28 protein-coding genes are annotated in these 25,014 nt (G+C 62.0%); 7 read left to right on the top strand and 21 right to left on the bottom strand.

The window, feature by feature from the left end; all coding sequences use genetic code 11:
• The 5 genes from AC1D2G_RS32655 to eno form a co-directional block, all read right to left on the bottom strand.
• On the bottom strand, window positions 1-929 hold a 929-nt coding region (locus AC1D2G_RS32655), incomplete at its 3' end, for a biotin/lipoyl-containing protein (RefSeq protein ID WP_477419160.1).
• 18 nt (window positions 930-947) lie between these two features.
• Window positions 948-2,333, bottom strand: coding sequence for a pyruvate dehydrogenase complex E1 component subunit beta (locus AC1D2G_RS32650; protein ID WP_477419158.1), 1,386 nt, complete (start codon window positions 2,331-2,333; stop codon window positions 948-950).
• Between the two features lie 15 nt (window positions 2,334-2,348).
• Window positions 2,349-3,386, bottom strand: a complete 1,038-nt coding sequence (gene pdhA, locus AC1D2G_RS32645) for a pyruvate dehydrogenase (acetyl-transferring) E1 component subunit alpha (RefSeq protein WP_477227108.1) — start codon at window positions 3,384-3,386, stop codon at window positions 2,349-2,351.
• Window positions 3,387-3,580: 194 nt separating this feature from the next.
• Complete coding sequence (locus AC1D2G_RS32640) at window positions 3,581-3,904, bottom strand: FtsB family cell division protein (protein WP_477419156.1); 324 nt, start codon at window positions 3,902-3,904, stop codon at window positions 3,581-3,583.
• Between the two features lie 160 nt (window positions 3,905-4,064).
• Window positions 4,065-5,339, bottom strand: a complete 1,275-nt coding sequence (gene eno, locus AC1D2G_RS32635) for a phosphopyruvate hydratase (RefSeq protein WP_184874324.1) — start codon at window positions 5,337-5,339, stop codon at window positions 4,065-4,067.
• 287 nt (window positions 5,340-5,626) lie between these two features.
• On the opposite strand from eno, the gene AC1D2G_RS32630 reads away from it, so the two are divergent.
• Complete coding sequence (locus tag AC1D2G_RS32630; RefSeq protein WP_477419154.1) at window positions 5,627-5,752, top strand: hypothetical protein; 126 nt, start codon at window positions 5,627-5,629, stop codon at window positions 5,750-5,752.
• 55 nt (window positions 5,753-5,807) lie between these two features.
• Here AC1D2G_RS32630 and AC1D2G_RS32625 read toward each other — a convergent pair whose 3' ends face one another.
• From AC1D2G_RS32625 to AC1D2G_RS32600, 6 genes are all read right to left on the bottom strand, one after another.
• Window positions 5,808-6,173: a PRC-barrel domain-containing protein gene (locus AC1D2G_RS32625; protein WP_095091630.1), complete on the bottom strand. Its 366-nt coding sequence runs from the start codon at window positions 6,171-6,173 to the stop codon at window positions 5,808-5,810.
• A gap of 83 nt (window positions 6,174-6,256) precedes the next feature.
• Window positions 6,257-6,460 carry a dodecin family protein gene (locus AC1D2G_RS32620; protein WP_019858016.1) on the bottom strand — a complete coding sequence of 68 codons (204 nt, stop codon included), beginning with the start codon at window positions 6,458-6,460 and terminating at the stop codon, window positions 6,257-6,259.
• 121 nt (window positions 6,461-6,581) lie between these two features.
• On the bottom strand, window positions 6,582-7,427 hold the full coding sequence (gene kdsA, locus AC1D2G_RS32615; RefSeq protein ID WP_457153995.1) for a 3-deoxy-8-phosphooctulonate synthase: 846 nt from the start codon (window positions 7,425-7,427) through the stop codon (window positions 6,582-6,584).
• Window positions 7,424-8,314: a VOC family protein gene (locus AC1D2G_RS32610; protein ID WP_477419152.1), complete on the bottom strand. Its 891-nt coding sequence runs from the start codon at window positions 8,312-8,314 to the stop codon at window positions 7,424-7,426. The genes kdsA and AC1D2G_RS32610 overlap by 4 nt, the downstream gene beginning before the upstream one ends.
• A gap of 44 nt (window positions 8,315-8,358) precedes the next feature.
• Window positions 8,359-8,649, bottom strand: a complete 291-nt coding sequence (locus AC1D2G_RS32605) for a Dabb family protein (RefSeq protein WP_457153997.1) — start codon at window positions 8,647-8,649, stop codon at window positions 8,359-8,361.
• Between the two features lie 184 nt (window positions 8,650-8,833).
• Window positions 8,834-8,968, bottom strand: a complete 135-nt coding sequence (locus tag AC1D2G_RS32600) for a hypothetical protein (protein ID WP_280952844.1) — start codon at window positions 8,966-8,968, stop codon at window positions 8,834-8,836.
• Between the two features lie 347 nt (window positions 8,969-9,315).
• On the opposite strand from AC1D2G_RS32600, the gene AC1D2G_RS32595 reads away from it, so the two are divergent.
• Window positions 9,316-10,572: a class I SAM-dependent methyltransferase gene (locus AC1D2G_RS32595; RefSeq protein WP_477419166.1), complete on the top strand. Its 1,257-nt coding sequence runs from the start codon at window positions 9,316-9,318 to the stop codon at window positions 10,570-10,572.
• Between the two features lie 38 nt (window positions 10,573-10,610).
• Here AC1D2G_RS32595 and AC1D2G_RS32590 read toward each other — a convergent pair whose 3' ends face one another.
• On the bottom strand, window positions 10,611-12,590 hold the full coding sequence (locus AC1D2G_RS32590) for a bifunctional 2',3'-cyclic-nucleotide 2'-phosphodiesterase/3'-nucleotidase (RefSeq protein WP_477419150.1): 1,980 nt from the start codon (window positions 12,588-12,590) through the stop codon (window positions 10,611-10,613).
• A gap of 148 nt (window positions 12,591-12,738) precedes the next feature.
• Window positions 12,739-14,004, bottom strand: coding sequence for an NAD(P)/FAD-dependent oxidoreductase (locus tag AC1D2G_RS32585; protein ID WP_477419148.1), 1,266 nt, complete (start codon window positions 14,002-14,004; stop codon window positions 12,739-12,741).
• A gap of 164 nt (window positions 14,005-14,168) precedes the next feature.
• Between AC1D2G_RS32585 and AC1D2G_RS32580 the strand changes: the two genes are divergently transcribed.
• Together AC1D2G_RS32580 and AC1D2G_RS32575 are read left to right on the top strand one after the other, a co-directional pair.
• The gene (locus tag AC1D2G_RS32580; protein WP_477419146.1) at window positions 14,169-14,819 is read left to right on the top strand and encodes a 5-formyltetrahydrofolate cyclo-ligase; all 651 of its coding nucleotides are present in this window, start codon (window positions 14,169-14,171) and stop codon (window positions 14,817-14,819) included.
• A gap of 202 nt (window positions 14,820-15,021) precedes the next feature.
• Entirely contained in the window at window positions 15,022-15,435 is a 414-nt protein-coding gene (locus AC1D2G_RS32575; protein WP_477419144.1) for a hypothetical protein, read from the top strand.
• Here AC1D2G_RS32575 and AC1D2G_RS32570 read toward each other — a convergent pair.
• The gene (locus tag AC1D2G_RS32570) at window positions 15,432-15,905 is read right to left on the bottom strand and encodes an Lrp/AsnC family transcriptional regulator (RefSeq protein WP_010909317.1); all 474 of its coding nucleotides are present in this window, start codon (window positions 15,903-15,905) and stop codon (window positions 15,432-15,434) included. The two genes, AC1D2G_RS32575 and AC1D2G_RS32570, sit on opposite strands and share 4 nt — an antisense overlap.
• Before the next feature lie 156 nt (window positions 15,906-16,061).
• On the opposite strand from AC1D2G_RS32570, the gene ald reads away from it, so the two are divergent.
• Entirely contained in the window at window positions 16,062-17,177 is a 1,116-nt protein-coding gene (gene ald / locus AC1D2G_RS32565) for an alanine dehydrogenase (RefSeq protein WP_095091638.1), read from the top strand.
• Here the strand turns inward: ald and AC1D2G_RS32560 are convergent.
• From AC1D2G_RS32560 to AC1D2G_RS32535, 6 genes are all read right to left on the bottom strand, one after another.
• Window positions 17,138-17,347, bottom strand: a complete 210-nt coding sequence (locus AC1D2G_RS32560; RefSeq protein WP_477419142.1) for a hypothetical protein — start codon at window positions 17,345-17,347, stop codon at window positions 17,138-17,140. The genes ald and AC1D2G_RS32560 overlap by 40 nt on opposite strands.
• A 62-nt stretch (window positions 17,348-17,409) precedes the next feature.
• Complete coding sequence (locus AC1D2G_RS32555) at window positions 17,410-17,877, bottom strand: DUF1203 domain-containing protein (RefSeq protein ID WP_477419140.1); 468 nt, start codon at window positions 17,875-17,877, stop codon at window positions 17,410-17,412.
• 101 nt (window positions 17,878-17,978) lie between these two features.
• Entirely contained in the window at window positions 17,979-18,542 is a 564-nt protein-coding gene (locus AC1D2G_RS32550) for a GNAT family N-acetyltransferase (RefSeq protein WP_095091816.1), read from the bottom strand.
• 5 nt (window positions 18,543-18,547) lie between these two features.
• Window positions 18,548-19,399, bottom strand: coding sequence for a 3-mercaptopyruvate sulfurtransferase (gene sseA / locus AC1D2G_RS32545; protein WP_477419138.1), 852 nt, complete (start codon window positions 19,397-19,399; stop codon window positions 18,548-18,550).
• Window positions 19,400-19,541: 142 nt separating this feature from the next.
• Window positions 19,542-20,285 carry an alanyl-tRNA editing protein gene (locus tag AC1D2G_RS32540; RefSeq protein WP_477419136.1) on the bottom strand — a complete coding sequence of 248 codons (744 nt, stop codon included), beginning with the start codon at window positions 20,283-20,285 and terminating at the stop codon, window positions 19,542-19,544.
• Entirely contained in the window at window positions 20,285-21,319 is a 1,035-nt protein-coding gene (locus tag AC1D2G_RS32535; protein ID WP_477419134.1) for a cysteine synthase A, read from the bottom strand. Before AC1D2G_RS32535 ends, AC1D2G_RS32540 begins: the two co-directional genes overlap by 1 nt.
• A 227-nt stretch (window positions 21,320-21,546) precedes the next feature.
• On the opposite strand from AC1D2G_RS32535, the gene AC1D2G_RS32530 reads away from it, so the two are divergent.
• Together AC1D2G_RS32530 and AC1D2G_RS32525 are read left to right on the top strand one after the other, a co-directional pair.
• A complete protein-coding gene (locus AC1D2G_RS32530; RefSeq protein ID WP_477419132.1) occupies window positions 21,547-22,368 on the top strand; it encodes an SDR family oxidoreductase in 822 nt (273 codons plus the stop codon).
• Window positions 22,369-22,464: 96 nt separating this feature from the next.
• Window positions 22,465-23,439 (top strand): alpha/beta hydrolase, encoded by a 975-nt coding sequence (locus AC1D2G_RS32525; protein WP_477419130.1) that lies wholly within the window; start codon window positions 22,465-22,467, stop codon window positions 23,437-23,439.
• Between the two features lie 104 nt (window positions 23,440-23,543).
• Here the strand turns inward: AC1D2G_RS32525 and AC1D2G_RS32520 are convergent, their stop codons facing one another.
• Window positions 23,544-24,965, bottom strand: a complete 1,422-nt coding sequence (locus AC1D2G_RS32520) for a DEAD/DEAH box helicase (RefSeq protein WP_457153882.1) — start codon at window positions 24,963-24,965, stop codon at window positions 23,544-23,546.
• Window positions 24,966-25,014: the final 49 nt, after the last annotated feature.

The raw sequence follows: 25,014 nt of genomic DNA, 5'->3' as shown, positions 1-25,014 counted from the left end.
GACGCATTGGCATCCGGCACCGCCTTCAGCGCCAGCGCCATTGCCTTGATCACCATGTCGTTGACCGACAGCTTGTAGGCCGGCACGTCACCCTTTTCGGTCTTCTTGACTGGCGCTGCCGCATTGATCTGCGTGCGCAATGCCAAGAGTGCGTCGAGTTCGCAGTCGAGTGTCAGGTAGAAATGCGGGATGGTGGTCTTGGCCTCGACCAGGCGGCGCGCGATGGTCTTGCGCATATTGTCGTGCGGGACGAGTTCGTAGGAGCCTTGCTCGAACAGTTTCAGCACCTGCTCGTCCGACATCGCCTTCACCGGCGCGGCGGCAGCTGCCGGAGCCGCCGGAGCGCCTGCGGGCGCTGCCTTGGCGGCAGGCTTGACGCCGCCACCGGCAATCGCTGCATCGACATCGGCTTTCACCACGCGGCCATGCGGGCCGGTGCCGGTCACGGCAGACACATCGACACCGGCTTCCCTGGCGATGCGGCGCGCGAGCGGCGACGCAAAGGTGCGCTCACCAGCGGCATGGCCGTTGGCGGCCGGAGCCGCTACCGCCTTGGGTGCGGCCGCAGGCTCGGCCTTTGGCGCCTCAGCCCTTGGTGCTTCCGCCTTAGGTGCCTCCGTTTTCGGCGCTTCCGCTTTCGCTGGCGCAGCAGCGCCACCGCTGTTCGCAGCGGCACCGGCGTCCTCGCCTTCGGCAGCGAGCACGGCGATCAGCGCATTGACCTTGACGCCCTCGGTGCCGGCCGGAACGACGAGCTTTGCAACCGTGCCCTCGTCGACAGCTTCGACTTCCATTGTTGCCTTGTCGGTCTCGATCTCAGCAATGACATCGCCGGGCGAAACCTTGTCGCCCTCCTTGACCAGCCACTTTGACAGATTGCCCTCTTCCATCGTGGGCGACAGGGCCGGCATGGTGATGTTGATTGGCATTTTGTCCTCCCGCCCGGTTCAGCGATACGTGACGGCTTTAACCGCCTCGATGACCTCGCCGACATTCGGCAACGCCAGCTTTTCGAGGTTCGCCGCATAGGGCATCGGCACGTCTTTGCCGGCAATGGTGATCACCGGGGCGTCAAGGAAATCGAAGGCGCGCTGCGACACCTGGTTGGCGATGTGATCGCCGACCGAGCTCTGCGGATATCCCTCTTCCACGACGATCAGCCGGTTGGTCTTCTTGACCGAGGCGACGACCGTGTCGAGGTCGAGCGGGCGGATGGTCCTGAGGTCGATGATCTCGGCGTCGATGCCCATGCCGCGCAACTCGGCTTCAGCCTTGACCGCATAGGTCATGCCGATGCCGAAGGAGACGATGGTGACGTCCTTGCCGGTCTTGTGGATGCGCGCCTTGCCGATCGGCAGCACGAAATCATCCAGCTTCGGCACGTCGAAGGAATGACCGTAGAGGATTTCGTTCTCGAGGAAGATAACCGGGTTGGGATCGCGGATCGCCGCCTTGAGCAGGCCCTTGGCATCGGCAGCGGTGTAGGGCATCACGACCTTGAGGCCGGGAATGTGGCTGTACCAGGCGGCATAGCACTGTGAATGCTGGGCTGCGACGCGAGCGGCGGCGCCGTTCGGTCCACGGAACACGATCGGCGCGCCCATCTGGCCGCCCGACATATAGAGCGTCTTGGCAGCCGAGTTGATGATCTGGTCGATCGCCTGCATGGCGAAGTTGAAGGTCATGAACTCGACAATCGGCTTCAAGCCGGCCATCGCCGCGCCGACGCCGACGCCGGCAAAGCCATGCTCGGTGATCGGCGTGTCGACGACGCGCCGCGGCCCGAACTCCTGCAGCAGTCCCTGAGTGATCTTGTAGGCGCCCTGGTATTCGGCAACTTCCTCGCCCATGACGAAGACATCGCCGTCGCGGCGCATTTCCTCGGCCATCGCATCACGCAGCGCTTCACGCACCGTGGTCGAGACCATTTCCGTCCCGGCCGGAATATCCGGATCGGCGGCGATTTCCGTTTTCGGGGCGGCTGCGACCGGTGCTGAGGCCTCGCTTTTGGCTGCCGCCGGCGCAGGCGCCGCTGTTTCAGCCTTGGGGGGCTCTTCGCCGATGCCTTCGCCGGCCTTGTCGACGTCTTCGCCGTCAACCGCGAGTACGGCGATCACTGCATTGACCTTGACGCCTTCGGTGCCGGCAGGAACCACGATCTTGGCAAGCGTGCCTTCATCGACGGCTTCGACTTCCATCGTCGCCTTGTCGGTTTCAATCTCGGCGATGACGTCACCGGCGACGACCTTGTCGCCCTCGTTCTTCAACCACTTGGAAAGATTGCCCTCTTCCATGGTCGGCGAGAGAGCGGGCATGAGAATTTCGATCGGCATGTCCTTGCCCTCCCGTTACAATACGATATCGGTCCAGAGCTCGGACGGATCCGGCTCCGCGTCGTTCTGGGCAAATTCGGCGGCGTCCGCGACGACGTCGCGAACCTCCTTGTCGACGGTCTTCAGTTCGTCCTCGGTCGCCCATTTCTTCTCGATAAGCCGCGCCTTGACCTGCTCGATCGGGTCATGCTCGGAGCGCATCTTCTGCACTTCTTCCTTGGAACGATACTTCGCCGGGTCGGACATCGAGTGGCCGCGGTAGCGATAGGTCTGCATTTCGAGGATCAGCGGGCCGTTGCCGGCACGGCACCATTCGGTGGCCAGATCGCCCGCAGCCTTGACGGCGCGGACATCCATGCCGTCGACCTGGAGCCCGGGAATCTTGAACGAGGCGCCGCGATGCGAAAAGTCCGTCTCCGCCGACGAGCGCGAGACAGAAGTGCCCATGGCATAGCGGTTGTTCTCGATGATGTAGATAACCGGCAGCTTCCACAGCGAGGCCATGTTGAAGCTTTCATAGACCTGGCCCTGGTTGGCCGCACCATCGCCGAAATAGGTCAGCGACACATTGTTGTTGTCGCGGTAGCGATTGGCGAAGGCGAGACCAGTGCCGAGCGACACCTGCGCGCCGACGATGCCGTGGCCGCCGTAAAAATGCTTCTCCTTGGAGAACATGTGCATGGAGCCGCCCTTGCCCCGTGACAGGCCGCCACGACGCCCGGTCAGCTCAGCCATGACGCCGCGCGGTGAAAGCTCCATCGCCAGCATGTGGCCGTGGTCGCGATAGGCGGTGATCATCTGGTCGCCCTGGATCAGCGCCATCTTCATGCCGGTGACGACCGCTTCCTGGCCAATATAGAGATGGCAGAACCCACCGATGAAGCCCATGCCGTAAAGCTGGCCGGCCTTTTCCTCGAAACGGCGGATAAGCAGCATGTGCCGATAGGCGGCAAGCTCTTCATCCTTGGTGAACTCCGCAGGCTTGGGGGCCGAAAGCCCCATTTTGCCGTCGGATTTGGATTTGGCAGGCGCTTTTCTGGCTGCGGTGGCCATGCATCACTCCCTGTTGGCGTCTCTTTGCGGACATTAGGGCAGGATCAAATCCGCCCTGGGGAGATCAGCTCCTCCCCACCGATTTTGGAGAGGCTAACACGCGCTAGAGCGTTATGCCATGCCGAAATTGCATAGCTCACATGCGTCTAAGCGATTAAAATCATTGAAAATATTGGCTATTAACTGAAAGCTGGTTACTTCGCCGAGACCGGCAACATGATGGTGATTTCGTCAGCCTGGGACAGATTGAGCGCCTTGCGCGCCTGCTCGTCGAGCATGTCCTTCTCGATCGACCCTTCATGCATGAGCCGAACGCGCCGTTCGAGCTCCATCCGGCGTGCCTTGATCGCGTCGAGCTGAGCTTGCAGCGCAACCGCCTGGGCTTCCAGCTGATATTTCGAGTTGATGCCGAATTCGCCGTGGTAGGCATGAAAGCCGAAATAGGCGAGGAACGCCACGCAGAGCGAGGGAATGATCAGCCGGCCGGTGTTTCTCTGCTTGTGCTGACGCGTCCACATATCCAAATCCTCGCGGCCGCGAACTGATACGGCTCCCCATCTTTCGCCCGATTGTGCTTAACGGACGGTTACGGATGAACGGCTGATCGAGACCCGAAATGAAAAAGGGCGGGAATGCTCCCGCCCTTTCATCGATATCCCATGCCTGGGTGTTTCCGGATCAGCCCTTGACCACCGACTTGCCGGCGTAGCTCGCCTGCTTGCCGAGCTCTTCCTCGATGCGGATCAGCTGGTTGTACTTGGCCATGCGGTCCGAGCGCGACAGCGAGCCGGTCTTGATCTGTCCGCAATTGGTGGCAACGGCGAGATCGGCGATGGTCGAATCCTCGGTTTCGCCCGAGCGGTGCGACATGACGGCGGTGTAGCCGGCCTTGTGCGCGGTCTCGACGGCGTCGAGCGTTTCCGTCAACGAACCGATCTGGTTGACCTTGACCAGGATCGAATTGGCGACGCCCATGCGGATGCCGTCACGCAGCCGTGCCGTGTTGGTGACGAACAGGTCGTCGCCGACCAGCTGGGTCTTCTTCCCGATCAAGTCGGTCAGATACTTCCAGCCTTCCCAGTCGTCCTCGGCAAGGCCGTCCTCGATCGAGATGATCGGATAGTCGGCGGCGAGCTTGGCCAGGTACTTGGCCTGGGCCTTGGGATCGCGGGTCTTCTTCTCGCCCTCGTAGACGTAGTTGCCGTCCTTGAAGAACTCGGTCGCGGCGCAGTCGAGGCCGAGCGCGATCTCTTCGCCGGGCTTGAAGCCGGCTTTCTCGATCGATTCCATGATGAAGTCGAGCGCCACAGGCGCGCTCTTCAGGTTCGGGGCAAAGCCACCCTCGTCGCCGACATTGGTGTTGTGGCCGGCATCCTTCAGTTTCTTCCTCAGCGTGTGGAAGATTTCCGAACCCCAGCGAACACCTTCGCGCAATGTCGGCGCGCCGATCGGCAGAATCATGAATTCCTGGAAGTCGATCGGGTTGTCGGCATGGGCGCCGCCATTGATGATGTTCATCATCGGCACCGGCAAGACATGCGCCTTGGTGCCGCCGACATAGCGGTAGAGCGGCAGGCCGGCGGCGTCGGCTGCTGCCTTGGCCACGGCCAGCGAGACGCCGAGGATGGCGTTGGCGCCGAGGCGGCTCTTGTTGGGCGTTCCGTCGAGCTCGATCATGGTCTGGTCGATATGGATCTGGTTTTCGGCTTCCATGCCGCCGATCGCCTCGAACAGCTCGCCATTTACGGCTTCGACGGCCTTGAGCACGCCCTTGCCGAGATAGCGGGCGCCGCCGTCGCGCAGTTCGACGGCCTCGTGGGCGCCGGTCGAGGCGCCCGACGGCACCGCAGCGCGGCCCATCGAGCCATCTTCGAGAACGACATCGACCTCGACGGTCGGATTTCCACGGCTGTCCAGGATTTCACGCCCGACAATGTCGATGATGGCGGTCATTGCGATGTCCTCGATTGATCTGAAGAAGGGTCGCGCACGTCTTAGCCAAAGTGCCGCAAAAGGCAATCGGCCCGGTCGCAATTATTGCCGTGGCGTCAGCCTAAAGCGCGTCGCGCCTGAACGGATTCAGGCGCCGCATGCGGTTCTCTCAAAACCGGGGACTACTTTGTGGCGATATGCATCAGGCGATTCACGAAGCGCAAATCGCTGTCATCATAAGTCATGTGCGGCGGATGTACTTCCGGCTATGGTGCGGGTGCGCGGGGCGAAACAGGAGGAGTTTCGCCATGTCCCAGTTGAGTGGTATCGTGAGTCTGTTCCTGATCGCGGCGGCGTTTCTGACGTCGTGCGACGATCAGCAATCGCCACCCAAGGCAGCAGGGCCGCTACCGGCCTTGCATGTCAGCGAATAGGCGCAGCATCGAATCCAAAAGGCCCCGTCTGAACGGGGCCTTTTGTTTTCGGGCGTCAATGCCAGTAAGGCGTGACCTTGTAATAATCATAGGACGCGTCGCGCGCCGTCTCGCCATCTGCGCCGGCCAGTTCGTTGATCGAATAGGCGGGTGCGGCCTTCAGCTGTTCCTTGGAGAACGGAACGACATAGCCCCCCTTGTCCTCGTCATAGTCGAGGCTGGCCCACGGAATGGCGTGGTACTTCTCGCCGATGCCGAGAAAACCGCCGAAGCCTATCACCGCGAACATGATGCCGTTCGAGGTCTTGTCGAGCATGATGTCTTCGATGCTGCCGATGCTCCTGCCCTCGGTGTTGTAGACGGACGTGCCGATGACGCGCGAAGCGGCAATGGCTTCGGTGTGGCCTGTCTGGGTTGTCATGATGTGCTCCTCATTGTCGTTGATCTATGCTTTGACAATGAGGGGCGCGGGCGAAAGTTCCCGACTTTTTCGGCGGCAGCCGGTTACTCCGCGAGGATGAAGGTGACCTTCATGTTGACGCGATAGGCAGCGATCTTGCCGTCCTCGACGACGATCTTCTGGTCCTGGATCCACGCGCCTTCGACGTTCTTCAAGGTCTTTGCGGCACGCGCAATCCCCTTCTCGATGGCGTCCTGAAAGCTCTTCTTCGACGATGAGGTGATTTCGGTGACGCGGGCGACAGACATGGCTTCCTCCTGCCAAAACGCTCATTTGCGAGGCGAGCGTACAGCCGGCTTATGTCTTCCACAAGCGCCGGGGCCATGGCGCCATTGTCAGTAACCGACGCTGGAACGTCCGTGGGACGTTTCAGTGACCCTTGGCGATACGATCGAACGCCATCAGTCTTTCCAGCAGTGCCGGCATATCCTTCAGCGGCACCATGTTCGGGCCATCGGAAGAGGTCGAATTGTCCGGATCCTGGTGGGTCTCGATGAACACGCCAGCCACACCAACGGCGACAGCGGCACGGGCCAGCGTCTCGACAAAGCGGCGCTCGCCGCCAGAAGAGCCGCCCTGCCCGCCTGGCTGCTGAACCGAATGCGTGGCGTCGAAGATCACCGGCGCGCCGATCTCGGCCATGATAGGCAGAGCGCGCATGTCGGACACCAGCGTGTTGTAGCCGAACGACGCGCCGCGCTCCGTGGTCAAGACATTGGCGTTGCCGGAACCGGTGATCTTGGCAACCACGTTCTTCATGTCCCAGGGAGCCAGGAACTGCCCCTTCTTCACGTTGATCACCTTGCCGGTCCTCGCGGCGGCGACCAGCATGTCGGTCTGGCGCGACAGGAAGGCCGGAATCTGCAGGACATCGACATGCGGCGCGACGATCGCGCACTGTTCCTCGGTGTGGACATCGGTCAGCACCGGCAGCGAAAACTCCTTGCGCAGTTCGTCGAAGACGGGAAGTGCCGCTTCCATGCCCGCACCGCGCGTCGCCGACAGCGAGGTGCGGTTGGCCTTGTCGTAGCTGGTCTTGTAGACGAGGCCTATTCCAAGCTTGCCGGTCAGTTCCTTCAGCGCGCCGGCCATGTCGAAGGCATGCTGGCGCGATTCAAACTGGCAAGGACCAGCAATCAGCGACAAGGCCGCGTTGTTGTCGAAGACGACATTGCCGACGGTTACCGACGAATTGGGCGCCAGGGGCTTGCTCATTGGATCTCCCGGAAGATGAAAGCCGCGCCCCGTCCGGATGCCGGCTGCACGACAATATCATTCCCCGCTATATCGTGTTTGACGGAGTTGGCTGCAAGCAGCCTCGAGGTGATATCGGCGCTGGGAACCGAAAAGACCACGGCGGCGAAGCGCAGGTCCGTCGGCGCGCCGGCCGGCAAGCCAAAGCGTGCCATGAAAGACGTTGGGGCAAGCACACTCAAGGTTACATTCGGCAAGTGAAACGCGCCGCCTCGCCCGCTGGCGGCCGGATCGTCCACCGCCAAGGAGATCAGCCGGCGCTGCTCGGCGGGCCGATCGCTGACCGCCACGATCTCGACAATTCCCGTGGCGCCGTTGGCGTGCGCCTGCAAGGCCGTCCGATCCACTTTCGGCGCGTTGACCCGTTCGCAGGCAAACAGGAAAGCATCCGTAGCGTTGCTATCGGATGCAAAGGCGAGCTTGAACGATGCAATGTCGCTTTTACCCGCCGTGTCGGTGAACGCGCGCGAAAAGCTCAGCATGTCTCCCGCGGAGATGCCGGCTTCGACATAGCGTGCCTGGTCGGCATCTGCGTTGCTGGTCCCCAGGACCACGGCGGAAAACCCCTCGTCACCGTGCCTGTTGCGATAGATACGGTCGCGCGCGACGAAAACATTGCCGTCGGCAATGGCCGCCGTCGCGGCCTGTTCGTCGCCGACCGCGAGCGGCTCGAGATAGGTGCCGTCGGCGAGGAAAACACAACAGTTTTCGGTCCCGAAGGGATGAATGCCGGTCGGGGCAACCACGAAGCCAAGCGCGGTGAGCCGGGCTCGTGCCACGTCGACGTTCTGTGTCGGCAGCACCAGATGATCGAGCGGATGAGTGCCGGCGGCTGATGTTCGGTTCATACAGGCGCGATGTGCATCATTCCGCAAACCGGTTCAAGTCTCAATCAGGCACCGGCCACGACATCCGCGGAATAACGCAGCTCGCGCAATGGTTTGACCTTGCTGGTCGTCTGTCCATAGAGCGGGTGCGCCTTGTAGGCGGCCAACGCCGCGTCATCAGCGAACTCGGCATAGACGACCACATCGATCTCGTCCGACAGCGGGTCGACCTTTGTGTTGATGGTCACCTCGAAGAGGCTGGAATGGGGAATGTTGCCGAGCGCCTGCAGGCCGGTGCGAACGGCCTCCACATCCTCTTTGCGCCGCGCGCTGAAGAAAACGATATGCCGGATCAACGCCGCCTCCTCGATCGGAAGCGCGTCGGGCGACGCGCTTCACGTCTTTGTCTCTATGCATGTCGTTGCCCCAAGACCGGGCCACTTTTGGACGACATGCATTAAGTGCCGGGGTCTTTTGTGACGACAGGACGGCCGCGTCAATCGACAAGGATGTCGCGGCAGCGCCTCATGCGGATGGGCGCTAGCTCTCGCCGGTGACGGATCGCACCACGTGCGTGACACCCCTTACCGCCGTGTCGAGATACCGGCCCTGATTGTAGAGGCCGTCCCAGATCAGGAAAAAGGTGATGGCAGCAATGACGATCACATAACGCATGGCTAAAACTATTGCACAAGCACGGTTGCAACCATAGGCGTTTTGGGCGTGTTCGGCCTTTGCTGTGTAAAAGCCAGATCCACGACTGCGAGTGCCCTCCACTTGGCACAGCCCGGCTTGCAGCCTGCCTCTTGATGTTCGCCCTCATGACGTGGAAGATTGTCAAAGGGATTCACTGGGCAGCGCTGAAGCTCTGGTTAAAGGGTGCGCGCTTTCGTTCGAGCCCGCCTGTCGCCGAAACCGGTCAACTGCCGGGATCAGGCAATGGCGTTCGAACCCGGCGAATGAACCGCGAGAACCGAGGCTCGGCAATTTGCGCCGACACCGCGGAAGCGCAGGGGCGTGAGATGACAAACAAGGAACATCATGGTCTGGCGTTGAGCGACGCGGTCAGGCTGGACGAATTCAATTTCGCCGAGATCGTCAAGGGCTTGCCGGCGAAGGCGCGCATGGTGCTGTCGGCGGCAATGAACCTGCCGCGCGGATCGCTGAAGGTCAGGATGCCGGACGGACGCGCCGTGCTGGTCGGCGGCAAGGGACCGGGCCCGGACGCCGAACTGGTGCTCAAGAACTGGCGCTTGCCCGGCCGTGCCTTTTCCGGCGGCACGATCGGCCTTGCCGAATCCTATATGGACGGCGATTGGGAAAGCCCTGACGTCACCAGCTTCCTGGAGCTGTTCGTGGTCAATTCGGCCATCGGCGAACGCGTTGCTGGCGGCGCCAGCTGGCTCATCAACACCGTCCAGCGCATCCGGCACTGGTTCAACGAGAACACACGCACCGGCTCGAAGCGCAATATTTCGGCGCATTACGATCTCGGCAACGCCTTCTACAAGGAATGGCTCGATCCGAGCATGACCTATTCCTCGGCACTCTATGCCACCGGTGCCAACGACCTCGAAAGCGCCCAGGCCGCCAAATATCGCGCACTGGCCAAGGATACGGGGATCGGACCGAAGGATCACGTGCTGGAGATCGGCTGCGGCTGGGGCGGCTTCGCCGAATTCGCGGCACGCGAGATCGGCTGCCGTGTGACCGGGCTGACGATCAGCCGCGAGCAGCACGACTTCGCCAAGGCGCGCGTCGCCAAGGCCGGGCTTGCCGACAAGGTCGACATCAAGCTGCAGGACTATCGCGACGAAACAGGCACCTATGACCGCATCGCCTCGATCGAGATGTTCGAGGCGGTCGGCGAGAAGTACTGGCCGGTGTTCTTCGGCAAGATGAAAGCCTGCCTGAGGCCCGGCGGCACTGCGGGCCTGCAGATCATCACCATCAACGAAGCCGCCTACGACACGTATCGCGCAAGGCCGGATTTCATCCAGCGCTATGTTTTTCCGGGTGGCATGCTGCCGACGCCGTCGATCCTGAAGGCACTCGGCAACGATCACGGCCTTGCCCATCTGCGCGAGCGCGTGTTTCCGGACGACTATGCGCGCACGCTCGCCGAATGGCGGCAGCGGTTTTGGGCGTCATGGGAAAAGATCGTCCCGCTCGGCTTCGACGACCGCTTCAAGAAGCTCTGGGAATTCTACCTGCATTACTGCGAGGCCGGCTTCCGTGCCAGCTACATCGACGTGCGCCAGGTGGTCTACAAGGCATAGGTCCACGCTGGCTTGGCGGCGCGGACCTACGCCGACGGTCACAGAAGGATTCGGTATTTCGCAAATCCCGCTTCGCCCTCTCCTACCGGCTCGATCTTCAGCGACTTCACCTCGGCAATGAAATCCTTCGCCCTGGTGCCGGTTTCGAACACGACGCTGGTTCCAGGCAGCGGCGCGAACGACCAGTTGCCGTCCGCCGACGGATTGATCGTGCCCTCGCTGACGATGTAGCGAACGATGACGTCGCGATTGGTGTCCGGCGCCTCGTAGATGATCTTCGAGGCATTGATGTCCGGGAAATTGCCACCACCGCCGGCACGGTAGTTGTTGGTCGCAACGACGAATTTCTGTTTGGGATCAATTGGCTTGCCGTCAAACATCAAGTCAACGATGCGATTGGCGCCGGCATTCGCCAGTCCGCCCTTGGCATCGTATTTCGGCGGCTGCGACAGGTCTATCTTGTAGGTCACGCCGTCGATGACGTCGAAATTGTAGGACGGGAAGTCGGTGTTGATGAGGGCCTGGTCGGCCTTGCCCGGTTCGATCCGGTTGAAGATGCCGGCCGACATTTCCAGCCATTCCTTGACCTGCGCGCCGGTGATTTCGACGGCCCGCACAGTGTTCGGGTAGAGGTAGAGATCGGCGACGTTCTTGATGGCGATGTCGCCTGCCGGCACGTCTGTATAGTAGTCGGCGCCGCTGCGTCCACCGGCCTTGAAGGGTGCGGCGGCCGACAGCAGCGGCACGTCCTTCCATTGCGTGTTCTTGAGAATATCCTTCAGGTACCAGGTCTGCGCCTGGCTGACGACCTGCACCGACGGATCGTCGGCGACCAGGGCGAAATAGGAATAGAGCGGCGCCGAGGTCTTGCCGACGGGACGGCGCACATAGGCCAGAGTTGCCTGGTGGTCCTGTTCGAGTGCCGCGATGATGCGCTTGTCGTCGGGGACGATCGGCTTGGCCTTGTTGTCGACGCGTTCGAAGATCGGCCGCGCCTCGGAGGTGGCGAAAACGACCTTCCATTTCGACCCGTCGCGCTCCAGCATCAGGTCGATCAGCCCCATATGCGAGCCCCAGAAGCCGCCCATCACGGCGGGCTTGCCCTGCAGCGTGCCTTTTTGCGTGTCGACGCCGTCAAGCGACTGGAAGTCCTTCTTGCCAGGGAAGACAAGATGCTGGTGGCCGGTGAATACCGCATCGATGCCGTCGACACCGGCGACGAAGAACGACGCATTCTCCATCATGTCGCCCTGCTTCACGTCGATGCCGGAATGTGAGAGCGCAATCACGATGTCGGCGCCTTCCTCCTTCATCTGCGGCACCCAGGCCTTGGCCGCCTCGACGATGTCGCGCGTCTTGACGTTGCCCTCCAGATTCTTGAGATCCCAGACCATGATCTGCGGCGGTACGAAGCCGATGATGCCGATCCTGATCGGCTGCTCTGCGCCTGACCCGTCCCTGATCTTCTTGTCGAGGATGACATAGGGCTTGAGATAAAGCTTGTCGTCACGCGGGTTCGCGGCAAGCTCGGTGCCGCGGATCAAATTGGCGCAGACAAAGGGGAAATTGGCGCCAGCCAGCACCTTGTCCATGAACGACAGGCCGTAATTAAACTCGTGGTTGCCCAGCGTCGAGCATTCGTAGCCGAGCAGGTTCATGGCCTTCATGATCGGATGCAGGTCGCCGTCCTTCATGCCCCTCTCATAGGCGATGTAGTCGCCCATCGGATTGCCCTGCAGCAGGTCGCCATTGTCGATGAGCATCGAATTGACGGCTTCCTTGCGCACTGCGTCGATCAGGGAAGCCGTGCGCGACAGGCCCATCGTGTCGTTCGCTTTGTCGGCGTAGTAATCGTAAGGCAGCACGTTCACATGGATATCGGTGGTTTCCATGATCCGAAGATGGGCCTGGTTGGCCTGGGCGCGGGCGGAGAACGGATGCAACATGATCATCGCTCCTGCTGCGGCGGCACCGCCAAGGAGATCGCGGCGGGAGACAGGATGGAGCAGTCGAGACATATTTTCTCCTTCGACGACGTGACAAGCCCTGCCCCGCAGCGAATTTCGCGCTGAAACCCATCCGAGTCCGTTCAACAAGTCGAGCGCATGACGCCGCCACTCGATCAGCAACAGATGACGTGCGGATGAACGGTCTGGGGAGAAGAAGTCAGCCCTTGTCGTCGTCGCCCTGGGTGATCAGCCGCGCGCTGCGCTGGCCCGTCGCGTAGATCCATAGCCAGCTCAGTGAAACCGCAAGCCGGTTGCGAAAGCCGATCAGGAAATAGATGTGGGCTATGCCCCACAGCCACCATGCCGCCCAGCCGGTCAGCTTGATCCAACCGAAATCGATCACGGCGGCGCGCTTGCCGATCGTGGCGAGGTCGCCGTCATGCCGGTAGCGGAACGGCCGTGGGCTGGTGTTGCCGGCAAGCCGCGCCTTTAGCGTGGCGGCAACATGGCGGCCCTGCTGTTTGGCGGCCGGAGCCACGCCGGGAACGGGCCGCCCGTCCGGCCGCAGCACATGCGCGGCATCGCCGACGACGAAGATCTCCGGGCTGCCCGGCACGCTCAAGTCAGGCTCGACGAGTACCCTGCCCGCCCGATCCGCCGCCGCGCCGAGCCACTCGGCGGCCGGCGAGGCGGCGACGCCCGCTGCCCACAGGATTGTGCCTGCCGACAAGCTCTTGTCGCCGAAAACGACGCCTTCGGCGTCGCACCGCGTAACCGCCCTACCAAGTTCGATGGTCACGCCGAGCCGCTCGAGCGCCTTCATCGCGTAGTCGGAAAGTTTCGGTGCGAAATTGGCCAGGATTCGGTCACCGGCCTCGATCAGCACGACACGCGTTTGCCGTGTATCGATGTTGCGGAATTCACCGCGCAGCGTGTCATGCGCCAGTTCGACGATGGTGCCTGCAAGCTCGACGCCGGTCGGCCCGCCACCGACGATCGCAATGGTCAGCAGCGCCTGGCGCTTGACGGGATCGATCTCCCGCTCGGCCTTCTCGAAGGCCAGCAGAATGCGCCGCCGAACCGTGGTGGCATCCTCCAGCGTCTTCAGGCCGGGCGCGAAAGGTTCCCATTCATCGTGGCCGAAATAGGCGTGGCGCGCGCCGGTGGCGAGCAGCAGCGTGTCGTAGGCGACAGCACTGCCATCATCGAGCAGCACGCGTTTGCCGGCGCGATCGACGCCGACGACATTGGCAAGCAGCGTCGTCACATCCTTGCGCTTGCGCAGGAGGTGGCGGACCGGCCATGCAATTTCGGACGTTGCCAGCGCCGTGGTAGCCACCTGGTAGAGCAGAGGCTKGAAAAGGTGATGATTACGTTTGTCGATCATGGTGATGCGGACCGGCGCACCGGCAAGCGCTCGGGTGAATTCGAGGCCGCCAAAACCCGCGCCGACAACAACGACATGATGGCTGGCCTGGTTCATCTCATTCACCGCTAACGGGCAAGATTGCCTAACCTAGATGTAGGTACTTTTGTGCATCGCAGCAACGCGGGGTGGTGCCTGAGACTCGTCGTCCAATGTCGTGAACGCACATGTCGTATCGTGTTACGAGGTATAGCGTGATCAAATACGCGATGAGGAAAAGCATGGCTAACAATCATGACGACCAAGGTCCGGCGCAATATGCCTCTCCTCCCTGCTTCATGCATGAACTCGATCCCGCGTTTCAGACACCACCAACCGACTGGACCGACGTCCGGCGCTGGCGCAAGGCCGAGCGCGAACGCCTGATCGCCGCGCGTCTCGCCGTTTCGGCCGACGCGCGATCGGTGATGTCGCAGCGCATTGCGCAAGGTCTCGACGCAATCGTCGGCGAGATCGCCGGCCGCATGGTCAGTCTCTACTGGCCGTTTCGCGGCGAACCGGACCTGCGCCCATGGATGGCGTCCGTCAATGCGCGCGGCGGCCGCACCGCCCTGCCCGTTGTCATCGAGAAAGGTCAGCCGCTGATCTTTCGCCCCTACGCGCCGGGCGACCGGCTGGAAAAAGGTGTCTGGAACATCCCGATCCCGGCCGAGGGCGATCCGGTGCTGCCGGACATCGTCATTGCGCCAATCGTCGGCATCGATCCTAGAAACTACCGCCTGGGCTATGGCGGCGGCTTCTTCGACCGTACGCTGGCGGCGATGCCGTTCAAGCCGCTGGTCATCGGCGTCGGCTATGAGTTGCAGCGTATCGCCACCATCTACCCGCAGCCGCACGACATCCCGATGGATCGGATCGTCACCGAGGCCTAACACCCCTGTTTGGAAAATGAGACCAGCTGGATTTCTGTTCCGCTGCGAAGCAGCGCAAATGTCATGTGACAAAAATCCGACTTGGTCGATAAATAGTCTGATCTTTAAGGGAACCATGCCGCGGCGTTTCGACATGCGCTCCGGGCGGATCCAACAGTGTCCGGTAGCTCCTAGGATTGGCTGCGTCACAACGGATGATAAGATGATCGGACGAACAACAGCGGCTGCCCTTGCAATTGCGTTTTCCGTTTCGCCTTCGCAGGCGCAACCACAGCATCGTTTACCGAGCGGCTATAAATGGGGCCGCTGCCTGCTTACTGTTGACGGTCAGACTCGCATATCCGGAAGATGCTACTATCAAATCGAGAAGGGCGGCGATTTCAATATCCAGGGGCCTCGGCAAGTTTTTGCAGGTATTGACTATCCTGATACGCAGAGTGGGGCTGGTGAAATGTCCAAAGACTACTGGGCAGTTGTATACAAGGACGGTGATCTTTGGGAAGGCTATGGCAACTCGGACGTTTCCGAAACTCACGGTGACGAACGCTGGGAAGACCTTCGCCGCGAAGGCGCGTGCTATGTTGGGAAGGACGTCCGGGTATGCCTTTGGCGTTAAGCCATTTCCGGCTTCATGCCCATCGCCGTGCGGTCGACGATCTCACGCAAGGCGAATGACGAGTTGATCTTGGTCACATGCGGCATCGCCGACAGCCATTCCTTGTGGATGCGTTCGTAGTCGACGAGATCCTTGGCCGCGATGCGCAGGATATAGTCGTATTCGCCCGACATCAGGTGGCATGACAGCACGTTGGGGCAGCGCTTGATGGCCGCCTCGAAATCCGACAGCGTCTTCTCGAACTGTCCTGACAGCGAAATATGCACGATCGCGGTCATCTGGTGGCCAAGGGCGGCATTGGAAAGCCGGGCATGGTAGCCCCGGATGGTTCCGGATTTCTCCAGATTGTCGAGCCGGCGTGAACAGGCCGATTGCGACAGGCCAACCTTCTCGGCCAGCGCTGCATTCGGTATCCTGCCATCCTTCTGCAAAGTCTCGAGAATGGCGATATCAATCCTGTCGAGCGGCATTCTTCGTGAATCCTGCGAATATCCCACTGTTTCGCGCAACGATTATCGAAACTGGGCCGTTCGCGCAAGCGCATTCGCAAACACCTGCGCAGCGATTCGTGGTTCACTCCACCTATACAGGGAACGAGCCCAAAAGGGCCGGATCAGGAGAAGAAAATGCGCGTCGGCTGCCCCAAGGAAATCAAGAACCACGAATATCGCGTCGGCCTCACGCCCGGCTCGGTCCGCGAATATGTCGCCCACGGCCATGAAGTGCTGGTCGAGACCGGCGCCGGCGCCGGTATCGGCGCCGATGACAATGCCTATCGCGCCGCCGGTGCGACAATCGCCAAGACGGCTGCCGATGTGTTCGCCAAGTCGGACATGATCGTCAAGGTCAAGGAGCCGCAGCCCAACGAATGGGCGCAGCTTCGCGAAGGCCAGATCCTGTACACCTATCTCCACCTGGCTCCGGATCCGGAGCAGACCAAGGGCCTGCTCGCTTCCGGTGTCACCGCAATCGCCTACGAAACCGTCACCGACGACCGTGGCGGCCTGCCGTTGCTGGCGCCGATGTCGGAAGTTGCCGGTCGGCTGTCGATCCAGGCCGGCGCAACGGCGCTGCAGAAGGCCAATGGCGGCCGCGGCGTGCTGCTCGGCGGCGTGCCCGGCGTGCTGCCCGGCAAGGTCACTGTGCTCGGCGGCGGCGTCGTTGGCCTGCATGCTGCCAGGATGGCGGTGGGGCTTGGCGCTGACGTCACCATCATCGATCGCTCGATCCCGCGCCTGCGCCAGCTCGACGACCTCTTCACCGGCCGCGTGCACACCCGTTACTCGACTGTCGAGGCGCTCGAGGAGGAATGCTTCTCGGCCGACATCGTCGTCGGCGCGGTGCTGATACCCGGCGCCGCGGCGCCGAAGCTCGTCACGCGCGAAATGCTGTCCGGCATGAAGAAGGGTTCCGTGCTGGTCGACGTCGCCATCGACCAGGGCGGCTGCTTCGAGACCTCGCACGCCACTACCCATGCCGAGCCGACCTACGAGGTCGACGGTGTCATCCATTACTGCGTCGCCAACATGCCTGGCGCGGTGCCGGTCACGTCGGCCCACGCGCTCAACAACGCGACGCTTCACTATGGCCTGCAGCTTGCCGACAAGGGCCTGAAGGCGCTAGTCGATGACCACCATCTGCGCAATGGCCTCAACGTCCACAAGGGCAAGATCACCAACCGCGCGGTCGCCGAGGCGCTCGGCTACGAGTTGGTTGAGCCGAAAGCCGTTCTCGCGGCCTGATTCTCCTTCAGAATTCCTCCGTCAGCCCGCCGGTTCATGCCGGCGGGTTTTTTCTTGGGCGCGAAGGTTTTCTTGAGCGCGAGGGCAACAAAAAAGCGGAGCCAAAGCCCCGCTTCCTCGATATCGAGATTTGCCGCCGGTTCATCCGCGGTCGGCAAATCGATCGACAATGGCTTTCTAGCGCGATTGTGCGACGGGAGTACGACAAGCCCTCGCCCAGCGTTCCAATGCCTCAGACGCGCTCGATGCGACACTGGTAGCAATTGTTGCGCGCCGAGCGGACATGGACGTAGGCGATATCGTCATGCTCGAAGAGGGCCTCGGCTCGCGCTGCAATTCTTCCGGTCGGGATGACACCGCCGCTGCCGTAGACGATACGATTATCCCTGCCGTAGCCGCGCACGATGTAGTCAGGGCTTTCGAGAATCTCGGGTAGCACCTCGCTCTCGGCGGCGCGGTCGCATTCGTCGGCATGCAAGAAGATCGGCCCGGTTTCGGCATAAGGCTGAAGCTCCGGGAATGGCCGATAGGCCAGAACGAGGTAAACGTCGCCAGCGGCGATGTTCTTCAGACAGTGCCGACAAGGCATGCCATCGCCGTCGGAAATCTTTCGTTCGGGCGTTTGGCCGTAGGCATCCGAGCCGCCGTGCTGCAATGCCCTGACATTTTCGGTCGGCAGCGCTTTGAACTGAATGGTCATGGTGGGATCTCCGGTGTTGTCCACCGGAAATTATGCCCTCAAGTTCACGCTTCCCACCCGATTCCTGCGCAGTGGCGGATGCTTCGGATTTTTGGCTGATGTCACGGCCTCATGACGCTGGCCGAGCGTTCTCCGAAAGGCAGCGGATGCACGATTTCCTTCTTTTGCGCCACCGGCGCAAAGCCGAGCTTCTGGTAGAGCGGCAAAGCCGCCGGATGATCGAGCGTGCAGGTCTGCACTGTCACCCGCTTCGGCCCGTACGACCACGCCGCTGCGATCGCCGCCCCCAGGAACCAGCGGCCGATGCCTTGCCCGGTCGCATGTTCCATCATGCCGAAATAGGCGAGCTCGACTTCTTCCGGCAGATGCGGCTTGAGGTCGAAGAAGCCGGCCGGCGCGCCGTCGAGGTAGAGCACTCTGATGTCGCGGTCCTCGCGGTGGATGCCGGCCGAAAGCTCCTCGTCATCCAGCCTCAGCACGTTCACCCAGTGCCATTTGCGTCCCACCCGATCCATCAAATAGCGGTAGAAATGCAGGGGAATGTCCTTGGTCTTCAGCAGGGCGACCTGACGGTTGTAGGGCACCGGCGGCGAATAGGCTGGAGGCACATGCATTTCGAGGAACGTGACCGTGACATCGATGTCTTCCAGCGCACCGTTTTCCATCGTCTTCATTCCTTGCCGGTCACGACCGGCGTGTCGGAGAGCCCACCCCATTCCGTCCATGAGCCGTCGTAAAGCCTGTTGTCGGTATGGCCAAGCGTTTCCAGAGCCAGCGTCGCCACCGCGGCTGTAATGCCCGAACCACACGAGGTGATGACGGGTTTCGACAGATCGATGCCGGCCGCCTCAATCACCTTGCGCAAGCGGTCCTTCGACAAGAGCTTGCCATTTTCCGACAGCGCCGAGTAGGGCAGATTGCGCGCGCCAGGCATATGGCCGGAGCGGATACCGGCGCGCGGTTCTGGCTCCGTGCCGGCAAAGCGGCCCGGTCCACGGGCGTCGGCGATCTGGCTTTCCCCGGTATCGACGATCCGGCGCATGTCGGCGAGGCTGGCAACGCGACCGGCGTCGAAATCGGCATGAAACACACTTGGCGCGATCCTGGTCGGTTGGGCCGTTACCGGCCGGCCGGCCGCTTTCCAGCCATCGAAGCCACCGTCCAGAATATAGGTCTGGAAGACGCCCATCACTCGGAACATCCACCACGCCCGAGGCGCCGAGAAGAAGCCCGGACCATCATAGATGATGATGGTGTCGTCGGCCGAAACGCCCATCGATCCGACATACTGGGCAAAATGCTGCGGTGACGGCAGCGTGTGCGGCAGCGGCGAATCCGGGTCCGAAACCGCGACCTGATCCAGAAATCGTGCGCCCGGAATGTGGGCCGCGCCGTATTCGCCGCGCGCATCGCGCTTTTGCGCCGGCAGATACCAGGATGCGTCGATGATCGTCAGGCCCGGCTCGCCGAGGCGCTGCTGCAGCCAATCCGCGTCGACAGTGAAAGGACTATCCTCGGCCATTTTCTCTCCTGCTCGCCGTTTGGCGGTGATTGTCCGATTAAAGTGCGTCGCGTTGAAGCGGATTCAAGCGACGCGCTTTAAGTCTTTGTTCTCATGCATGTCGTTGACCCAACGTCGAGGCCACTTTCTTGGGCGACATGCATCAGGTCGCCGGCATCGGGCCGAAGCGGATGCGGAAGCGTCTGTTTTCACGGCCCTTCTTCTCGATCTTGCCGATATGGATTTCGCCGACCTCACCAGTGCTTTTGACATGCGTGCCGCCACAGGGCTGACTATCGACCGAAGCGTTGTCACCGATGCAAACCAGGCGGATCTTGCCGGTGCCAACCGGCGGCCGGACATTCTTGGATTTCACCAGGCCCGGGTTGGCGGCCAGTTCTTCGTCGCTGATCAGCCTGGTGAAGATCGGGTGATCGGCCCGCACCAGATCCATCAGGCTCGCCGTTACGTCTTCCCTGGTGAAGCTGGCGTCGGGAATATCGAAATCGACGCGGCTGTCATCCTCGGAAACGGACGCACCGGTGATCGGGAACGGGCAGACCACAGTGAGCAGGTGGCAGGCCGCGTGCATGCGCATCAAAAGATGCCGGCGCTCCCAGTCGATCGCCAGGCTCAAGCGTTCACCGACCTCTGGAACCCTCTGCTCCAACGCCGGGACATGGATGATCTCTTCCTTGGTCTCGCCCGTAATGGTGGCGGCGATGGCGATGCGGCTGCCGTCGGCGCGCTCCAGATGACCGATATCGCCCGGCTGGCCGCCCGATGTGGCGTAGAAGATCGTCCTGTCGAAAATGATGCCGCCGCGGTCATTGACGGCAATGATTGTGGCGTCCGCTGTCCGCAGATAGGCGTCGTCGCGAAACAGCGCTTCGGTCCTGTGCGCCATCACGCGACCTTTTCGAACGGCACAGAAATCGTGCTCCGCTGCTCCATCCAGCCCGGTATCGGCAGATTCTTCTCGCGCAGGAATTCCGGGTTGAACAGCTTCGATTGATAGCGCGTGCCATAGTCGCAAAGAACAGTCACGATGGTGTGGCCGGGGCCCAGTTCGCGCGCCAGCCGGATCGCGCCGGCAATGTTGATGCCGGTCGAACCGCCGACGCAAAGTCCTTCTTCCTGGATCAAGTCGAAGACGATCGGCAGCGCATCCTCGTCCGGGATCTGGAACGAAAAATCCGGCGTGAAGCCATCGAGATTGGCGGTGATGCGCCCCTGCCCAATGCCTTCGGTGATCGAGCTGCCTTCGGACTTCAACTCACCGCTGGTGTAGAAACTGTAGAGCGCGGCTCCCAGCGGATCGGCCAGCGCGATCTTGACGTCCTTGCGCCTGGCCTTCAATCCGAAGGCGACGCCGGCCAGCGTTCCACCCGAACCGACCGCCGAGACAAAACCGTCGACCTTGCCGCCGGTCTGGTTCCAGATCTCTTCCGCTGTGGTGCGGATATGGCCGTCACGGTTGGCGACATTGTCGAACTGGTTGGCCCAGATGGCGCCGTTCGGCTCCGTCCGCGCCATCTGCTGGGCCAGCCGCCCCGACAATTTCACGTAATTGTTGGGATTCTTATAAGGCACCGCGGGCACCTCGATCAGCTCGGCGCCGAGCAGTCTGATGGTGTCCTTCTTTTCCTGGCTTTGCGTGTCTGGAATGACGATGACCGTGCGGTATCCCAGCGCCTTGGCGACCAGCGTCAGCCCGATACCAGTGTTGCCGGCCGTTCCCTCGACGATCACACCGCCGGGCCTCAGCAGCCCGCGCTGCTCGGCGTCGCGGATGATGAACAGGCCGGCGCGATCCTTGACCGACTGGCCTGGATTCATGAACTCGGCCTTGCCCAGGATCTCGCAGCCGGTTTGTTCAGACGCTTTGTTGAGGCGGATCAGAGGCGTGTTGCCGATCGCGTCGATCACAGAACGGGGCATTCAGGATTCCTTGTGCAGCTGTGCCGAAACCGTAGAAACCCGAAGCTTCGGTTTCAAGGCAAGAATTTGTCTGGACCAGTCGCATTTGCGGCATTGTTATCGCGGCCGACGCTTCTCAATATCGCCTTCATGCGCCACAGTTCATTTCCTCACTGTGATGAAAGCACTCTTTTCATTCGATTTCTTCATCGCTAGAGCAAGGTACGAGCAAGTCGACAGGGCGCAGCATGACACTCTATCGGGCCAATCCGAAGCACGGCGTCGCCTGGATCACGGGCGGCAGCAGCGGCATTGGCCGTTCGCTGGCCAGGGATCTTGCGGCCCAGGGCTATACCGTCGCGGTGACGGCGCTCGACGACGATCCGATCGACACGCTTGTCGTCGAAACCGCGCAGATGCCGGGCAGTGTCACGGCCTTTCCCTGTGATGTCACCGACGAGCCGCGCATGGCAAGGACGGTCGCCACTATCGAGAAGGAACTCGGGCCTATCGTGCTCGCCGTCTTCAATGCCGGGAACTACATTTCGACGCCGGGTGAGAATCTTGTCGTCAACGACTTTCGCCGGTCCTTCGATGTCAACTATTTCGGCATCATCAACGGCCTGGTGCCGGTCATCCAGCGCATGCGTGTGCGGGCACGCGGCCATGTCGTGCTGGTCGGCTCGGTCACCGCCTATTTCGGCTGGCCGACCACGGCCGCCTATGGCGGCACCAAGGCGGCGATCAACATCCTGGCCGAGTCGCTGAGATACGACTTCGACAAGATGAATGTGCGTGTCCAGGTGATCAACCCGGGCTTCATCGACACCGCTCTTACAGAGAAGAACATGCTGCCGATGCCGGGGCTGATGCCAGTCAGCCGCGCGACGCGCCGCATGGCGCGGGGCATCAAGTCCGGCGGCTTCGAAGTCACCTTCCCGCGCCGGCTGAGCTGGCCCCTGAAAGTGCTCAGCCTGCTGCCGAGGCCGCTGTGCAGAGGGGTGATCGGCCTGATGACCAACTGGAAGGCGCGGCCGCTGCACTACGACCGGAAGCCCCAAAGCGAATAGAACGCCATCGAGATTGGCAGGCTCCCTCCCCGGGGCATGGCGTTGCCCGATAGTGACCGCCGCCATAGGTTGAGAAATTGTTCTTTGGAGTCTGCGATGGGGCGACGGATCGTGCTTGCTGTGCTTGGCCTTGTCGTTGTCCTCGCACTGGCTTTCGTGCTTGGCCCGCGCGTACCCGTCGACACCACGATCCGTTTCGACCCCTCGGTCATCGGCGACGATCCGCAGGCCTATGTGGCGAAGACCGAGGCCGCCATATCCGGAATCCGTGATGGGTTGGAGAAAGAGATCGTCTGGGCCAATCCGATGGTGCATGCCAGGACGCCGCTGTCGATCGTCTATATCCATGGCTTTTCCGCATCGAAGGGCGAGGTCCGACCGCTGTCGGACGAGGTCGCCGACCAGCTCGACGCCAATCTGTTCTACACCCGCCTTACCGGTCACGGGCAGGACGGCGCGGCGATGACGCAAGGCAGCGTCAATGCCTGGATCAACGACTATGAGGAGGCGCTCGCCATCGGCAGGGCGATCGGCGACAAGGTGATCGTCATCTCGACCTCGACAGGCGGCTCGCTGGCGACGTGGGCTGCGATGCAGCCGGGCGCTTCGGATGGTGTGGCGGCGATTGCGTTCATCTCGCCGAATTTCGGCGTCAGGGCGTCCGGCGCCGAACTGCTGACCATGCCCTGGGGCAAGCAGATTGCCGAGCTTGTCGGCGGCAAGGAACGCAGCTTTCCGACCCGCAACGCCCTGCACGAGAAATTCTGGACGCACAAATATCCGATAGCCGCGACACTGCCGATGGCGGCGCTGACGGAGCTCGCCTACGCAGCGCCGGTGGAAAAGGCGACCATCCCTGCCCTGTTCATCTTTTCCGATTCCGACAAGGTGGTGCGCGAAGACCGCACCCGAGAAATCGCCGGGCGCTGGGGCGCGCCGCATGAACTGGTGCCGGTCGACGACACTGGCGATCCCGACCACCACGTCATCGCCGGCGACGCGCTGTCGCCTTCGACCACGGCCTATCTCGCGCAAAGGATCGCCGTCTGGGTCGAGGCGGTGGCCAAGTAGCCTCCTGACGAAAAGGGCGACCGAAGCATCGCTTCGGCCGCCCTTTTCTTGTCAGTCACGGCAATCAGCCAGCCCAGGCTTGACCGATTACAATGCGGTCTGGCTTACGCAGCCCGCGCCGCCGGACGCTTGCCGCCGAAGCGGCGCTTGTTGTTGCCCTTGAAAGGCTTGGCGCCTTCCGGCTTGCGCTCGCCAGCGAAGGCCGGCTTGTCGCCGAAGCGCTTCTTGCCGAAGCCGTTGCCCTTGTTCTCGCCACCCGGCCGCCTGCCGTCGCGACGACCATTGCGGTCGTTGCGGTCATTGGCGGGCTCGAAGCGCTCGTTCTTTTCGGCCGGATTGCGCAGCGGATCAGGGCTGCCGAGATGGTCGGCAACGATCGGCAGCTTGGTGCGGATGATGCGCTCGACCTGACGCAGCTTGCTGTTCTCCGAAGGATCGCAAAGCGTGATGGCAATGCCGTCCATGCCGTTGCGGCCGGTCCGGCCGATGCGGTGGACATAGCTTTCGGCTTCGTCCGGCAGGTCGAAATTCACGACATGGCTGATGCCGGGCACATCGATGCCGCGCGCCGCAATGTCGGTCGCCACCAGAATGCGCACCGAGCCCTCACGGAAATCGTTCAGCGCCTTCTGACGGGCGTTCTGCGACTTGTTGCCGTGGATGACGGCGGCCTTGAAGCCGTCGCGCTCGAGGTCCTTGGTCACCCGGTCGGCCCCGTGCTTGGTGCGCGAAAAGATGATGACGGACTTCATCGCCTCGTCGGCGAGCATCGTCGACAGCACCTGGCGCTTCTGCTTGGTGCGGGCAAAGACGACGCCCTGCACGATCTCGGCGGCCGCCGTGCTTTGCGGCGCGACTTCAACGCGGATCGGGTTCTTCAGCAGACCCTTGGCCAGGTCGGCGATTTCATTGGGCATGGTCGCGGAGAACAGCACCGTCTGACGGTCGGGCGCGGTCGCCTTGGCGATGCGCTTGACGTCGTTGATGAAGCCCATGTCGAGCATGCGGTCGCCCTCGTCCAGCACCAGCCATTTGGTGTCGGCAAGCATGAGGTCGCCTTCGCGCACCAGATCGGTCAACCGACCGGGCGTTGCGATCAGGATGTCGACGCCGGGCGCGACCTTCTTTACCTGGCTGAAGCGCGAGACGCCGCCCAGCACGAGTGCGGTCGACACATGCGCGCCCTTGGCGAGGATCTTGATGGTGTCCTCGATCTGCACGGCAAGTTCGCGCGTCGGCGCCAGGATCAGCGCACGCGCCGTCTTCGGCCGGCGCTTGGTGCCGAGAGCGATGATCTTCGACAAGATGGGCAGCGCGAAGGCAGCCGTCTTGCCGGAACCGGTCTGGGCGATGCCGAAAATGTCACGGCCTTCCATCTGCGGCGGGATCGCCTGCGCCTGGATCGGCTTCGGATCGGTAAAGCCGGCGGCATGGGTCGCCTTGAGCAGCGCACCCGTAATTCCCAGTGCTGCGAAACCGGAGAGTTCCCCAGTTTTATCAGCAAGCAAAGTGTTTTCGTTGGTCAAAATATTCTTCTTTCACGCGGCCCCTGGCCGCAAACATCAATGGCGGCAG

The organism is Mesorhizobium sp. P2_C7, assembly GCF_056404515.1.
Note: the sequence above shows the minus strand (reverse complement) of the source record. Positions and strands in the feature narration are given on the sequence as shown.

Excerpts from the sequence above, each read along its gene's own strand:
- AC1D2G_RS32590 (WP_477419150.1), bottom strand. The coding sequence starts at position 12,590 with ATGTCTCGACTGCTCCATCCTGTCTCCCGCCGCGATCTCCTTGGCGGT.
- AC1D2G_RS32575 (WP_477419144.1), top strand. The coding sequence starts at position 15,022 with ATGATCGGACGAACAACAGCGGCTGCCCTTGCAATTGCGTTTTCCGTT.
- AC1D2G_RS32640 (WP_477419156.1), bottom strand. The coding sequence starts at position 3,904 with ATGTGGACGCGTCAGCACAAGCAGAGAAACACCGGCCGGCTGATCATT.
- AC1D2G_RS32555 (WP_477419140.1), bottom strand. The coding sequence starts at position 17,877 with ATGACCATTCAGTTCAAAGCGCTGCCGACCGAAAATGTCAGGGCATTG.
- AC1D2G_RS32600 (WP_280952844.1), bottom strand. The coding sequence starts at position 8,968 with ATGCGTTATGTGATCGTCATTGCTGCCATCACCTTTTTCCTGATCTGG.
- ald (WP_095091638.1), top strand. The coding sequence starts at position 16,062 with ATGCGCGTCGGCTGCCCCAAGGAAATCAAGAACCACGAATATCGCGTC.
- AC1D2G_RS32610 (WP_477419152.1), bottom strand. The coding sequence starts at position 8,314 with ATGAACCGAACATCAGCCGCCGGCACTCATCCGCTCGATCATCTGGTG.
- AC1D2G_RS32530 (WP_477419132.1), top strand. The coding sequence starts at position 21,547 with ATGACACTCTATCGGGCCAATCCGAAGCACGGCGTCGCCTGGATCACG.
- pdhA (WP_477227108.1), bottom strand. The coding sequence starts at position 3,386 with ATGGCCACCGCAGCCAGAAAAGCGCCTGCCAAATCCAAATCCGACGGC.
- eno (WP_184874324.1), bottom strand. The coding sequence starts at position 5,339 with ATGACCGCCATCATCGACATTGTCGGGCGTGAAATCCTGGACAGCCGT.
- AC1D2G_RS32570 (WP_010909317.1), bottom strand. The coding sequence starts at position 15,905 with ATGCCGCTCGACAGGATTGATATCGCCATTCTCGAGACTTTGCAGAAG.
- AC1D2G_RS32540 (WP_477419136.1), bottom strand. The coding sequence starts at position 20,285 with ATGGCGCACAGGACCGAAGCGCTGTTTCGCGACGACGCCTATCTGCGG.
- AC1D2G_RS32630 (WP_477419154.1), top strand. The coding sequence starts at position 5,627 with ATGTCCCAGTTGAGTGGTATCGTGAGTCTGTTCCTGATCGCGGCGGCG.
- AC1D2G_RS32650 (WP_477419158.1), bottom strand. The coding sequence starts at position 2,333 with ATGCCGATCGAAATTCTCATGCCCGCTCTCTCGCCGACCATGGAAGAG.
- AC1D2G_RS32625 (WP_095091630.1), bottom strand. The coding sequence starts at position 6,173 with ATGACAACCCAGACAGGCCACACCGAAGCCATTGCCGCTTCGCGCGTC.
- AC1D2G_RS32525 (WP_477419130.1), top strand. The coding sequence starts at position 22,465 with ATGGGGCGACGGATCGTGCTTGCTGTGCTTGGCCTTGTCGTTGTCCTC.
- AC1D2G_RS32550 (WP_095091816.1), bottom strand. The coding sequence starts at position 18,542 with ATGGAAAACGGTGCGCTGGAAGACATCGATGTCACGGTCACGTTCCTC.
- kdsA (WP_457153995.1), bottom strand. The coding sequence starts at position 7,427 with ATGAGCAAGCCCCTGGCGCCCAATTCGTCGGTAACCGTCGGCAATGTC.
- AC1D2G_RS32535 (WP_477419134.1), bottom strand. The coding sequence starts at position 21,319 with ATGCCCCGTTCTGTGATCGACGCGATCGGCAACACGCCTCTGATCCGC.
- AC1D2G_RS32620 (WP_019858016.1), bottom strand. The coding sequence starts at position 6,460 with ATGTCTGTCGCCCGCGTCACCGAAATCACCTCATCGTCGAAGAAGAGC.
- AC1D2G_RS32580 (WP_477419146.1), top strand. The coding sequence starts at position 14,169 with ATGGCTAACAATCATGACGACCAAGGTCCGGCGCAATATGCCTCTCCT.
- AC1D2G_RS32595 (WP_477419166.1), top strand. The coding sequence starts at position 9,316 with ATGACAAACAAGGAACATCATGGTCTGGCGTTGAGCGACGCGGTCAGG.
- sseA (WP_477419138.1), bottom strand. The coding sequence starts at position 19,399 with ATGGCCGAGGATAGTCCTTTCACTGTCGACGCGGATTGGCTGCAGCAG.